This window comes from Sphingomonas ginsenosidivorax (assembly GCF_007995065.1).
Taxonomy (GTDB): domain Bacteria; phylum Pseudomonadota; class Alphaproteobacteria; order Sphingomonadales; family Sphingomonadaceae; genus Sphingomonas; species Sphingomonas ginsenosidivorax.
This window is the reverse complement of sequence record NZ_VOQR01000001.1, coordinates 2,349,943-2,361,876: the sequence shown is the minus strand read 5'-3', so window position 1 is coordinate 2,361,876 and position 11,934 is coordinate 2,349,943. Positions and strand designations below refer to the sequence as shown.

At 67.2% G+C, this 11,934-nt stretch carries 7 protein-coding genes; 3 read left to right on the top strand and 4 right to left on the bottom strand.

Going from position 1 to position 11,934, the window contains the following annotated elements; genetic code table 11:
* Positions 1–415: 415 nt before the first annotated feature.
* Positions 416–832 (top strand): DUF1622 domain-containing protein, encoded by a 417-nt coding sequence (locus FSB78_RS10620; protein WP_147082534.1) that lies wholly within the window; start codon positions 416–418, stop codon positions 830–832.
* Positions 833–1,123: 291 nt separating this feature from the next.
* Here FSB78_RS10620 and FSB78_RS10615 read toward each other — a convergent pair whose 3' ends face one another.
* Complete coding sequence (locus FSB78_RS10615) at positions 1,124–1,510, bottom strand: hypothetical protein (protein ID WP_147082532.1); 387 nt, start codon at positions 1,508–1,510, stop codon at positions 1,124–1,126.
* Between the two features lie 319 nt (positions 1,511–1,829).
* Between FSB78_RS10615 and FSB78_RS10610 the strand changes: the two genes are divergently transcribed.
* Both FSB78_RS10610 and FSB78_RS10605 read left to right on the top strand, forming a co-directional pair.
* The gene (locus tag FSB78_RS10610) at positions 1,830–4,238 is read left to right on the top strand and encodes a phosphoketolase family protein (protein ID WP_147082531.1); all 2,409 of its coding nucleotides are present in this window, start codon (positions 1,830–1,832) and stop codon (positions 4,236–4,238) included.
* 95 nt (positions 4,239–4,333) lie between these two features.
* Positions 4,334–5,314, top strand: a complete 981-nt coding sequence (locus FSB78_RS10605; RefSeq protein ID WP_242008187.1) for an acetate/propionate family kinase — start codon at positions 4,334–4,336, stop codon at positions 5,312–5,314.
* Positions 5,315–5,350: 36 nt separating this feature from the next.
* Here FSB78_RS10605 and FSB78_RS10600 read toward each other — a convergent pair whose 3' ends face one another.
* The 3 genes from FSB78_RS10600 to FSB78_RS10590 form a co-directional block, all read right to left on the bottom strand.
* Positions 5,351–6,496, bottom strand: a complete 1,146-nt coding sequence (locus FSB78_RS10600; RefSeq protein WP_147082527.1) for a GGDEF domain-containing protein — start codon at positions 6,494–6,496, stop codon at positions 5,351–5,353.
* Between the two features lie 418 nt (positions 6,497–6,914).
* Positions 6,915–10,625 (bottom strand): AAA family ATPase, encoded by a 3,711-nt coding sequence (locus tag FSB78_RS10595; protein ID WP_147082525.1) that lies wholly within the window; start codon positions 10,623–10,625, stop codon positions 6,915–6,917.
* A complete protein-coding gene (locus FSB78_RS10590; RefSeq protein WP_147082523.1) occupies positions 10,622–11,854 on the bottom strand; it encodes an exonuclease SbcCD subunit D C-terminal domain-containing protein in 1,233 nt (410 codons plus the stop codon). Before FSB78_RS10590 ends, FSB78_RS10595 begins: the two co-directional genes overlap by 4 nt.
* Positions 11,855–11,934 lie beyond the last annotated feature (80 nt).

The window sequence follows — 11,934 nt, the reverse complement described above, 5'->3', positions numbered from 1 at the left end:
CCTGTCGGTCAGCACCGATCTCCTCTGCGACGAAGCCTCGATTACGCGGCATCGTCAGTAGCACGGCCTCAGGCAGCGTGAGGTTCAGGCACCGCACTTTGGCGATCCGAAAAAGAAGCTCAAGGACCAGTGGCTTTTCACCAAGCGCGATGAACTAATCTTTCGCATTGCGGGATCTGGTGCAATGCGCCGGAGGTGGGGACGCGTTCATGATGCTAACGATGCCGCCCGGACAGAACATCGCGCCGTACCATGATTGGCGGATCGCAGTCCTCGATCGGAGTCAGCAGACCGATTGGCGGGACCCGACCGGGCCGGCTGTGGGCATCATCCGAACCCTGCCCACCGGAACCCTCGACGTCGTTCAGGTCGGCTAGGCTTTGCACGCCGCTGGTGTGCGGAACGGAGAATCCATTTGAACACAGAATTCGCCCACGCCTTCGTCGATCATCTCGCCAAGCTGCTCGAGCTGGTCGGCGTCGCGATTATAATAGGCGGCGTCGTGCTGGCGGCCTTCCTGTTCATACGGTCAGGGTTTCGAAGCGGTGGTTGGCAAGTCGCCTACCAGGCGTGCCGCTCCAACCTTGGCCGAAGCATCCTCCTTGGGCTCGAGCTGCTGGTCGGTGCCGACATCATCTCGACGATTACCGCACCGCTCACGTTCCAAAGCGTCGCGCTCCTCGGCGGCATCGTCATGATCCGCACCTTCCTCAGCTTCTCGCTCGAGACGGAGATCGAGGGTTGCTGGCCGTGGCAGCGCGCCGGCCGCGATCGTGGCGACCGGGACCCACGTGCACGATCACCCGACACGACATCGTCGAGGCGCGGTTAGGATGTCGACTCAACGTACGTTGGGCGATCAATCCACAGGGCGGCAGCAGAGTCGCGGTCGGCGCTTCCGGGCAACATTCAAAAGAAGCCCGTAAGCGGGAGACCTGACGGCTGCGCCGCGAGTGAGCGCAGATGAACGTTAAGCGTGACATGCTAAATCGGCCGCCTAATTTGCAGAGGCGCTAAATCGAGTTCGGGCTGGGCGTCCTAATAATTGGATCGGACCACTAACATAGGTGGTAGCAGACTTTCGATGCGTTCGCCCGATGATAGGCGGCAGCTCCGCCATGCGCTACTTGCCGTTAAGAACGCGTTTTGCCTCGAACACGGCATCGGCGGCTTTTCCCCCGACGCGGTCAACATCCTTGTTGAACTGCGCAACGACGCGGGGTGCCGTCAACCCGTCCAACCCCTTGCGCAACAGCCCGTTATACTCTTGGCGACTATCGGCCTTGGCAAAGGTTCGGGCTTTGAATTCCGAAAGGGCTGCCTCGAATTTGAGGCGGTCCCTCGGCCCCAGATCGGCCTTAGCAGCGCTTAACGTTCGGTCGAACGCCTCTGCGCTGGTACCGTCGATGACCGTCGGCTCATCGCGACCGAGGCTGCAACCCGAGACCAGCAGGCATGCGGTAAGCAGAAACCACGGTCGCATATAGTAGTCCTTCGATCCGGAGTTCATTCGCTCTCACCACCTTCTGCCCGCATGGTCCAGACTGAACTTGTCTAAGACGGTCGACGCGGCGGCCGCGGTACCGCTGACGTGAGCGTCTGACATCGGGTGCGGGCGGATTGGCGCGCGTTCGCATTCCGGTCCAGCGTGCTCATCGCCCAGCCGGAGGAGCGTTCGCCGCGTCGCTGCATCGGCCAGTCCCGTAATGCACCAGCAAGAACGGACGGAGGGACCGTCGGGAACGTCGGGTTCATGGGAGAAACGTACATGTGGGTCATAATACTGCTAGGACTATCGGCTCGCGAAACACTTTCGGAGGACAATCGCTATGACGAACGGTGCATCACGCCCGGCTGATCCTACCGCGGCGGCGGTCTCCGTAACGGCGACGAGGCATCCGCTTTCCGAGGACATGCTCCGGCGGATGGATGGATACTGGCGCGCAGCGAACTATCTCTCGGTGGGACAGATCTATCTGCGCAGCAATCCCATGCTCGATGAACCGCTCGCGATCGAGCACGTAAAGACCCGGCTGCTCGGGCATTGGGGAACGACGCCGGGGCTGAACATGCTCTACGTCCACCTCAATCGCGTGATCGTCGCGCGCGAGCTCGACATGATCGCGATCATCGGCCCGGGGCATGGCGGGCCGGGGCTGGTCGCCAACACCTATCTCGAAGGCTCGTACACCGAACGCTATCCCGCGATCGAGCGCAGCCGAGGCGGGATGGACCGGCTGTTCCGGCAATTCTCCTGGCCCGGCGGCATTCCGAGCCATGTCGCGCCCGAGACACCGGGGTCGATCCACGAGGGCGGCGAGCTCGGCTATTCGCTCGCCCATGCCTTCGGCGCGGTGTTCGACAATCCGGGGCTGATCGCCGCCTGCGTGGTCGGTGACGGGGAGGCAGAGACCGGCGCGCTAGCCACCAGCTGGCACAGCAACAAGTTCCTCAACCCGGCGCGTGACGGCGCAGTGCTGCCGATCCTGCACCTGAACGGGTTCAAGATCGCCAACCCGACCGTGCTGGCGCGGATCGGTCCCGACGAGCTGACCGACCTGATGCGCGGCTATGGCTATGACCCGCACTTCGTCGAGGGGGACGACCCGGCCGAGGTGCACCAGCTGCTCGCGGCGACGCTCGATACCGTGCTCGACCGCATCGCCGCGATCCAGTCCGCCGCGCGCTCGGGCGACGAGGTCGAACGGCCGCGCTGGCCGATGATCGTGCTGAAGACGCCCAAGGGCTGGACCGGCCCGAAATTCGTCGATGGCTTGCCGGTCGAGGGCACCTGGCGCGCTCACCAGGTGCCGATCGCCGACTTCAAGGATCCGGAACACCTGCGCCAGCTCGAGGCATGGATGCGCAGCTACCGGCCCGAGGAACTGTTCGATGAAGCGGGCACGTTCCGCGAGGACTATGCCGCGCTCGCCCCGACCGGTCATCGGCGCATGGGATCGAACCCGCACGCCAATGGCGGCGAACTGATGAAGCCGCTGTCTCTGCCGGATTTCCACGCCTACGCGATCCCGCAACCGGGGCCGGGCACGGTGAAGGCCGCGGCGACGGCAGCGCTGGGCGGCTATCTCCGCGATGTCATCGCGCTCAACGGCGACTCCGCCAACTTCCGGCTGTTCGGTCCCGACGAGACCGCGTCGAACCGGCTACAGGCGGTCTACGACGTCACCGGCAAGGCCTGGATGGCGGAGACGGAGGCGAACGACACCGATCTCAGCCGCGACGGGCGCGTGATGGAGGTGTTGAGCGAGCATCTCTGCCAGGGCTGGCTGGAGGGTTATCTGCTGACCGGCCGGCACGGGCTGTTCTCATGCTATGAGGCGTTCGTGCACATCGTCGATTCGATGGTCAATCAGCATGCCAAGTGGCTGAAGGTCACGCGGGCGATCCCGTGGCGCAAGCCGATCGCGTCGCTCAACTATCTGCTGACGTCGCATGTCTGGCGGCAGGACCATAACGGCCTGTCGCACCAGGACCCGGGCTTTCTCGATCACGTCGCGAGCAAGAAGGCCGACGTCGTGCGGATCTACCTGCCGCCCGACGCCAACTGCCTGTTGTCGGTGGCGGATCACTGCCTGCGCAGCCGCCATTACGTGAACGTGATCGTCGCCGGCAAGCAGCCCGAGGCAAATTGGCTGAGCATCGACGACGCCGTGCGCCACTGCACCGCCGGTGCCGGGATCTGGGACTGGGCCAGCGATCCGGGTGAACCCGATGTCGTGATGGCCTGTGCGGGCGACGTGCCGACGCTGGAGACGATGGCCGCGGTGATGCTGCTCCGCGACTATGTGCCCGACATCCGCATCCGCGTCGTCAACGTGGTCGACCTGATGGTGCTCCAGCCGCAGTCGGAGCATCCGCACGGGCTCGACGAGCGCGCGTTCGATGCGTTGTTCACGACCGACACGCCGGTGATCTTCGCCTTTCACGGCTATCCCGCGCTGATCCACAAGCTGACCTACCGCCGGACCAACCACAACAATATCCATGTCCGCGGATACAAGGACGAGGGCACGACGACGACGCCGTTCGACATGGTCGTGCTCAACGACCTCGACCGCTACCGCCTCGCGCTCGATGCGATCGAGCGGATACCGCGTCTGCGCGACCGGGTGGCGGACGAGACCGCGCGCTACTGGGCGCTGATCGAGCGGCACAAGCTGCACGTCTATCAAGAGGGCGACGACCTCCCCGAGATCCGCGACTGGCAATGGGGGTGAGTACGGGCCGGACCGACATCCTGACGCTCAACGAGGGGTCCTCCTCGCTCAAGTTCGGCCTCTATGCGGCTGGACCGGATGGCGTCGAGCAGCGCGTGGCGGGGGAAGTCGAGGGCCGGCAGCCGGCCGACCTGTTCGACCGGATCGACGCGGCGCTGGCCGGCGTGCGGCCGGCGGCGGTCGCACACCGCGTCGTCCATGGTGGACCCGAGCTGTTCGACGCCGTCGCGATCGATGACGGCGTTCTCGCGCAGCTGGAGCGGGCGACGGCGTTTGCGCCGCTGCACGGCCCCGCCGCGGTGTCGCTGATCCGCGCATCGCAGGCGCGATACCCGGAGGTGCCGCAGATCGCGTGCTTTGACACGGGTTTCCACGCCGATCTCCCTCAGGTGGCCGCGGTCCTGCCACTCCCGAAGGCCTTCCGGGCGGAGGGCGTGCGTCGCTACGGTTTCCACGGGCTGTCCTGCCAGTCGATCGTCCACCAACTCGGGCCGGACCTGCCGGAGCGGCTGATCATCGCCCATCTCGGCAGCGGCGCCAGCGTCACCGCAGTCCGGGAGGGCAAGTCGATCGACACCAGCATGGGCCTGACGCCCTCGGGCGGGATCGTCATGGCATCGCGCGCGGGCGACCTCGATCCGGGTCTGTTGCTGTACCTGATGCGCGAGCGGGGCATGGATGCGGCGGGCGTCGAGGATGTCGTCGACCGCCAGTCCGGGATGCTCGGCATATCAGGGATATCTGGCGACCTGCGCGCGCTGCACGTTGCAGCCGGGACCAATCCTGACGCGGCCCTGGCGATCGCCATCTTCTGCCGCTCGGTCGCCAAGCAGATCTCCGCGATGATGGCCTCGCTCGGCGGTGCGGACATGATCGTCTTCACCGGTGGGATCGGCGAAAACGATGCGATCGTCCGCGCCGCGATTTGCCATGACCTCGGTTGGGCGGGTGTCGAGATCGATTCAGCCATGACGGACGGACAAGGGGTCGTCGTGCGGGTGATGGCGTCCGACGAAGGTGCCGCAATGGCGCGTGCTGTTTTTGGTCTCACGAACACCGCGGGCGGAGCGCGCTAGGCAAGGTCACGAGCTGACTATAGGCGATGGCGCCGGCTACCAGGCGATCGCCGTCGGCATCAACGGGGCATCTTGCGCTCCGCTTGATCCTACGCCGCCGCCGGCACGCTTGACGCGGTAGAGCGCTGCATCGGCGACCTCGATCAACGTTTCCAGCGATGTGCCGTATGGCGGCGATGTCGCGTAGCCGAGGCTTACGCCGATCTCGACGATCGTGTCGTCGATCCGATATGGCGCCGCCAGCGCGCGCGCCAGGCGCCGCGCGAACATTTCCGCTTCTTCCGCGTGACCGATACCGGCCTGCACGACCGCGAACTCGTCGCCGCCCAGGCGGGCCGCGATATCGCCGGGGCGAACCGTTGCCGCGATGCGGGCTGCCAATTCGCGCAGCAGCGCATCACCGACCGGATGGCCGAATCGGTCGTTGACGGGTTTGAAGCGATCGAGGTCGAGACAATGCACGGCAACCATGGGAACGTCGCGATGGGACTGAAGCAGGTCCGCGAACGCTTCGCGCAGGCCGAACCGGTTTGCGAGGCCGGTGAGCGCGTCATGCCGCGCTACCATCGTCATCTCGTTGCGCAACGAGATCTGCTGCCGCGCCAGCCGATACGCATACCGGATCGTCTCAAGGCTGCCGACAAGGAACGCGAAGAACATGGCCGCGAGGATGAGACGGCCGACGCCGCCCCCCGACGCCGCAGCCAACGCGATCGGGACTGTCGCCAGCGTAACGCAGGCGGCGCAGATCCGAGGCCGGATATAACCCCTGGCCACCGCGCCCGAGCAAAAGCCGAACAAGAGCCCCGTCGCCAGCATCTGCGGGATCGGTTGAGGCGACACGAAGCTTGCCGCACCCAACAAAGCCAGTGAACCCGCAAACGACAACGTCGACAGGCCCAGCCTGAACTGCCAGTTCGCGCTAGCACGCCGATCCGCTAGCTGATCGGCCGATTGCCGACGATAGGCGAGGATGACGCCGAGACGACCTATCGATGCGGCCATTCCGCCGGTCAACGCTATCCAGGGCAGCGCTCCGCCGATCTCAAGCGCGCAATACGCGCCGACGGCGAGGAAGATTGCGGACATGATTGCGGCCGGCACCAGCATCGTAAATGAGGTGGCGATCAGTTCGACGTAGACAGGCGTGGGCTCGGGAGGGCCTGGTTTGAAATACCGCATCCACCGCTTTAGGCGCGTTATCTATCTAAGGCGTTAACCGGCATGCCGCAACAACGCACTCGCGCGCACCGCGTTCAGGATGAATTGTCAGTCATCTCCGGCGTGCGGGTGGCCCGCTGGGGTAGCGCACCACTGGTTGCCGCGCGCTCGATGAAAAGCGTCTGAAGTTGGGATCAAGCTGAAGCCAAGGAAACAGCCGATTTGAGCCGTGCTGGTCGCGGCAGCTTCCGACCAGATCAGACATTCAGCGTCGTTGATGTGAGCGGCGGCTATTGCTGAAACCCGCCATTCGTGTCGCGCGATCCAGCCGGTTGGCTACGCGCCTTGATTCCGGATGTCCACGCGGCCGCTCCGCGAACCCCGCAGCCTGTCATTGCGCACCATTCGATCCTTCTGTGTCGGTGTGGTCGGCGCTTCATCATTCACTCTGCACCTCGATCGCGCTGCTGCCGTTCGACGCCGGTGTGACCGCGATCTTGACCGCGATCCTCTCCTTCACGTCGTCGATGTGACTGATGACGCCGACGCGGCGCCCGGTCGCGTGCAGTTGTTCGAGCACGCCGATCGCCTGGCCGAGGCTGGCGCTGTCGAGCGCGCCGAACCCCTCGTCGATGAACAGGCTCTCAACCCGCAGTCCCTGGCCGGTCGACATCTCGGACAAGCCGAGCGCCAGCGCGAGGCTGACTAGGAACCGCTCGCCGCCGGACAGGTTGGGAAGACCGCGGATCTCTCCAGCCATGTCGTTGTCGACCACCTGCACCATCATTTCACCGCCGGGCGCGCGCTCCAGCGAATAGCGCGGCTTGAGCTCCTCGAGGCGGGCGTTCGCGTGGAGCAGCAGGCGCTCCAGCGTCAGCCCTTGCGCGTATTTCCGGAACTTGTTGCCGGTCGCGTCGCCGATAAGGACGTCGAGCTGGAACCATGGATGCGCGACGGTGCGCTCCTGCTCGAGCGTCAACCGCAGTGCCGCCGTCGCGTCGCGCGCGCGGTCGTCCTGACGTATCACGAATTCCGCGTCGCTCAGCTCGGCCCGCGCCGCAGCCTCGGCGGTCACGGCCTCGCGGAGCGCCTCCTCAAGCGCCTCCCGCTGGACCGCCGGCGCCTCGGTCGCGGCATGGGCGTCGCGGTCTTCCACACGCGAGCGGAGCTCGGTCTCGGCGACCACGGCGGCGCGGTCGATCTCGGCCAACGCCTTCGCCTCCGCATCGAGTGCGGACGCGCCGTCGGCCGCAGCCCGCTCGACCAGTTCTAGGCTGACCTGCCTCGCGACCAGTTCTGCCTCGAAGGTCCGGGTCCGCGTCGCCGCGTCGGCCTCTTCGAGCTCAAGCGACTTGATCGCCTGCCCGTGGCGCGCCTGCGCGGCGGCGGCGGCCGACCGGGCACCGTCGCACGCGATCCGCGCCGCCTCGCGTTCCGTCGAGGCCGCCTCGACGGTCTTGACGATGCGGTCGGCAACGGTTTCGACGGTTTCCCTGCCGAGCATCGGCGCGCGCTCTCCGATCAGAGTGTTGCGTTCGTCGCCGCACGCGCGTTCGGCCTTCACTGCACCTTCGAGCCGGGCGGCCTCGCGACCGTGGTCGATCTCGGCATCGCTCGCGGCCTTGCCGAGTCCGGGTAACCCGGCGTCGATCGCCGCCATCTCACGGGTCTTCTCCAGCCATACGCCGACGAGGTCATTCAGCGTAGCGACTGCCGTAGTGTCGGTGCGCCAGTCGAAGAGCGGGTTGAGTGCGGCATCCAGACCCGCGGCAACCTGTTCGAGCCGTTTGCCTGCATCGCCGAGCCGCTCCGCGTTGCGCCCCGCCTCGGTCTCCAGATCCCGGACGGTCTGCCTGGCAACACGCTCCTGCTCGACGGCCTCCAATGAGGTGGTACGGGCGGCGTCGAGCGCTGCCGAGGTCCGCTTCTCATCCTCGCGCGCCCGCAAGAATCCAGCGCGGCGTTCCTCGACCACCCGCAGTCGAGAGGTCACCTTGGCGCGGATCGCCTGCGGTCCGATCGCGACGTTTATCGCGCATGGGCCCAAGGCCTCCTGCAGCTTCGTCAAGAGGGCGTCACGCACGTCGGCTGCGGTCGAGACCGCCTTCTCACCCTTCTCGATTCGCACCGTGACGGCGGCGCGGCGGGTCCCATCTTGACCGATCCGATCGAGCAGGACGGCTCGCTCGTAGCCGAGCGCCGCGATCTCCGCCGCCAAATTCGCGACGCGATGAGCGTCCTCGGTCGCGCGGCCATGGATCAAGCCGGCCAGCGCCTCGACAGCGTGGTCGGTCCCACCACAGACCGGGCAGGGCTCGCCCGCCACCAGTTCCGCCCGAAGCCGCTCGGCGGCATCCCCGGAAGCGGCGGCGGACAGCGCGCCCGCCCTAGTCGCCTCGGCATGGCGCGCCCCGAGGACCGGAGACGCGGCATCGATCTCGCCCTTGCGCTCGTTCGAAGCCGAGAGTTGGGCGTCGATACGCCCGAGTTCGGCGCGGTCGGCGTCGATCGCATCGCTCTGCCGTCCGAGTTCAGTTGCCGCGCGCTCGAACGACAGCAGACACGGCTCGACCCCGGTCAGCCTGTCACGCTCTGTCTCCGCGTCGGCGGCGGCATCGAGCGTCGGCAGAGCGACGCGAGCAATCCTGCCGCTTTCCTCCGCCGTCGTCAGCGCCTCGCGGGTGGCGTTCGCCGACTTCTCGGCCTCGACCATTGAAACGTGGGCTTCCGACAACCGGGTGACAAGCGTGCCGGCTTCGGCCTGCAGCGTGCCCGCGCGCTCCGACAGATCGGCATGTTCGATGAGGTCCGCGGCGAGATCGTCGCGCCGTGCCAAAAGCGGACTGCGCGACTTGTTGGCATCGAGCCAATCGGCCAGCAACGTGCGGCCAGCCGTCGCCTCGTCCCGCTCAGCGGTGGCGGTCGCCAGGTGCGCAGCGCTTGCCTCGACGTCGCCGGCGGCGGCCTCTCGCGTGGCCGTCAGCGGCGTCAGCTTTGCACCGAGCTCGGCGATCCGGGCATCAAGGGCGCGCGCGGCCTCGAGGTGGGGCCGCTCGCGCTCTCGGTCCAGCTCGGCAAGTCTCAGCTTCTCGGCGGCGACACAGTCGATGGCCAAGGCCTCAGTTTCGCGTCCCCGTGCAGCGACGGCCTCGCGGTCGAGCTCGGAGATGCGCAGCTGCGTTGCGGTGACCTTCGCGTTCGCGTCGGCCGCCGCCTGCCATGCCGGGACGATGGAGAACGCGACCCGCCGGTTGGCCATGTCGACGCGCCGCGGCTCGGCCTCGGACCGCCTGAGTTCCGCCGCGCCACGCGCCTGCTCGGCCACCTCGACGCGCACGGCCAGTTCACCTGCCCGCGCGTGCCAGTTCCGATCACGCTCGCGCGCCGCCAGCACGCCCTTCGCCGCCTCGTGCTCGCCGCTCGCCTTCGACAGGCGGTCCTCGGCCTCGGCGCGCTGGATGTCGTCCAGGCCGTTCTGCGCGGCGATGCGCATCTCGATGGCGTTCAGCGCCTCGCGAAGGCGGTCGGCCTTGGCGCGCGCAGCCACGCCGAGGCGTGCGTAGAGGTCGGTGCCGGTCAGCTTCTCTAGCAGTTCGGCCCGCGTGTTCGAGTCAGCCTCAATGAACGCGTTGAAGTCGCCCTGCGCGAGCATCACCGCCCGCCCGAACTGCTGGGCGGTCAGCCCGACCTTGCTGCGGATCGCGTTCAGCGTCTCCGTGCGCGTGCCGCCGTAGACTTCGCCGGTATCGAGGTTGGTGAAGGTCTGCTGGACGAGCTGGAGAGCACCGTCGCTCCGAAGCCGCGCGCGCTTCACGTACCAGCGGGCGCGGTAGCGGCCACGGTCGAGACCGATGAAGTCGACCTCGGCGAACCCCTCGCCAGCGCGGTGGCGGAGCAGGGCGCGGGGATCGTCCGCCGAGAGGGTCTCGCCGCCGGCCGCGCCGACCTGGCCGCGCGCCGCCGATGCCAGGCGAGGCACGTGGTTGAACAGCGCGAGACACACGGCGTCGAGCAGCGTTGACTTGCCGGCCCCGGTCGGGCCCGTGATCGCGAAGATGCCTGCCGACGCCAGTGGCTCGGACTCGAAGTCGACCTCGAACTCGCCCGCGAGGCTGGTCAGGTTCTGACCGCGTATCGCGAGCACCCTCACAGCTGGGTCTCCGACTGCACGGCAATCACCAGCTCGGCGAATGCACGGGCGAGGGCTTGGTTGGGCTCGGCCGCGTGGCGCTCAGCATGGAGCGCGGCGAACACCGCCGAGGGCTCGAGCGCATCCAGCGCCTCGCCCCGCCCGGCGAGGCCGTCGCGCACCGGCGCGTCAGGATAGATCGAACGGATGCGGGTGAGGCGGACCGGCTTGCCCTCGAGCGCCGCGTGGACACGGGCGGTCACCCCTGGCTGAGGCCGGTCGAGCAGCACTGTGACCTCGACGAACGGCCTCCGGCCGAGCGTTTCAGGCTCGCCGAAGTCGAAGGCGGCGAGCGCGAGTTCCACCTCCTCGAACGACTGCGCGCCAGCAGCCGGAAAGGACACGAATGCCGCCAGGCGGGGGATCTCCAGGACGCTCACCCGCGGCTCGCCGTCGCCCAGGTCAACGACGGTGACCGAGTGGTGGTAGTCGCGCTCGGCCAGCGAGAGCGGGATCGGCGAACCAGCGTAGCGGATCAGCGTCGAGCCGGCGACGTCTTGCGGACGGTGCAGATGGCCGAGGGCGACATACGCGGCGCGCGCGTCGAACAGCGTGGAGGCCTCCGCCTCCTCGCCGCCGATCACTATCCTGCGCTCGGAATCGATCGACACGTCGCCACCCGACACATGGAGGTGGCCGGTCAGGACGACCGGCAGGCCGACTGCCCTTGCCTCGGCGGCGATCGCGACCTCGGCATAGAGCGAGGCAAGGTCGCCACGACCGAGATCGCCCGGCCGGCAATACGGGATGGCGGCCAAGAGGGCGGCGGGACCCCCGCCACGGCCCGCGAGCGTCACGAACAATCCGTCCAGATCGAGCGCACCCTCGCATCGGGGCAGCTGGCCGACGAGGTGGACGCGGCCGCGCCCCAGCAGCGCGCCGGGCAGGTTGATGCGCGCGGCCGAGTCGTGGTTGCCACCGACGATGACGATCTGCAGCCGCGGATGCGTCGCGAGCGCGTCGCGGAGGAAACCGTAGAAGCGCGCCGTTGCGGTGACCGGCGGGTTCGCCACGTCGAAGATGTCGCCAGTCACGACGAGCGCGTCGATCTCGAGCGTGCCGATCTGCTCGAGCAGCCAGCCCAGGAACGCATCGTGCTCCTCCTGCCGGTCATGCCCGTGGAGTTCCTGGCCGATGTGCCAGTCCGAAGTGTGAAGGAGACGCAATGCGTTAGAGGGGCGTGACGACATCGTCCACAGCTACCCGAATAACTGGGAAAATGGCAGCCTCAGACAAGCCATGCGCCGATCGCCCAAACCCGCCCCGCGCG

Excerpts from the sequence above, each read along its gene's own strand:
- FSB78_RS10600 (WP_147082527.1), bottom strand. The coding sequence starts at position 6,496 with ATGCGGTATTTCAAACCAGGCCCTCCCGAGCCCACGCCTGTCTACGTC.
- FSB78_RS10590 (WP_147082523.1), bottom strand. The coding sequence starts at position 11,854 with ATGTCGTCACGCCCCTCTAACGCATTGCGTCTCCTTCACACTTCGGAC.
- FSB78_RS10610 (WP_147082531.1), top strand. The coding sequence starts at position 1,830 with ATGACGAACGGTGCATCACGCCCGGCTGATCCTACCGCGGCGGCGGTC.
- FSB78_RS10615 (WP_147082532.1), bottom strand. The coding sequence starts at position 1,510 with ATGAACTCCGGATCGAAGGACTACTATATGCGACCGTGGTTTCTGCTT.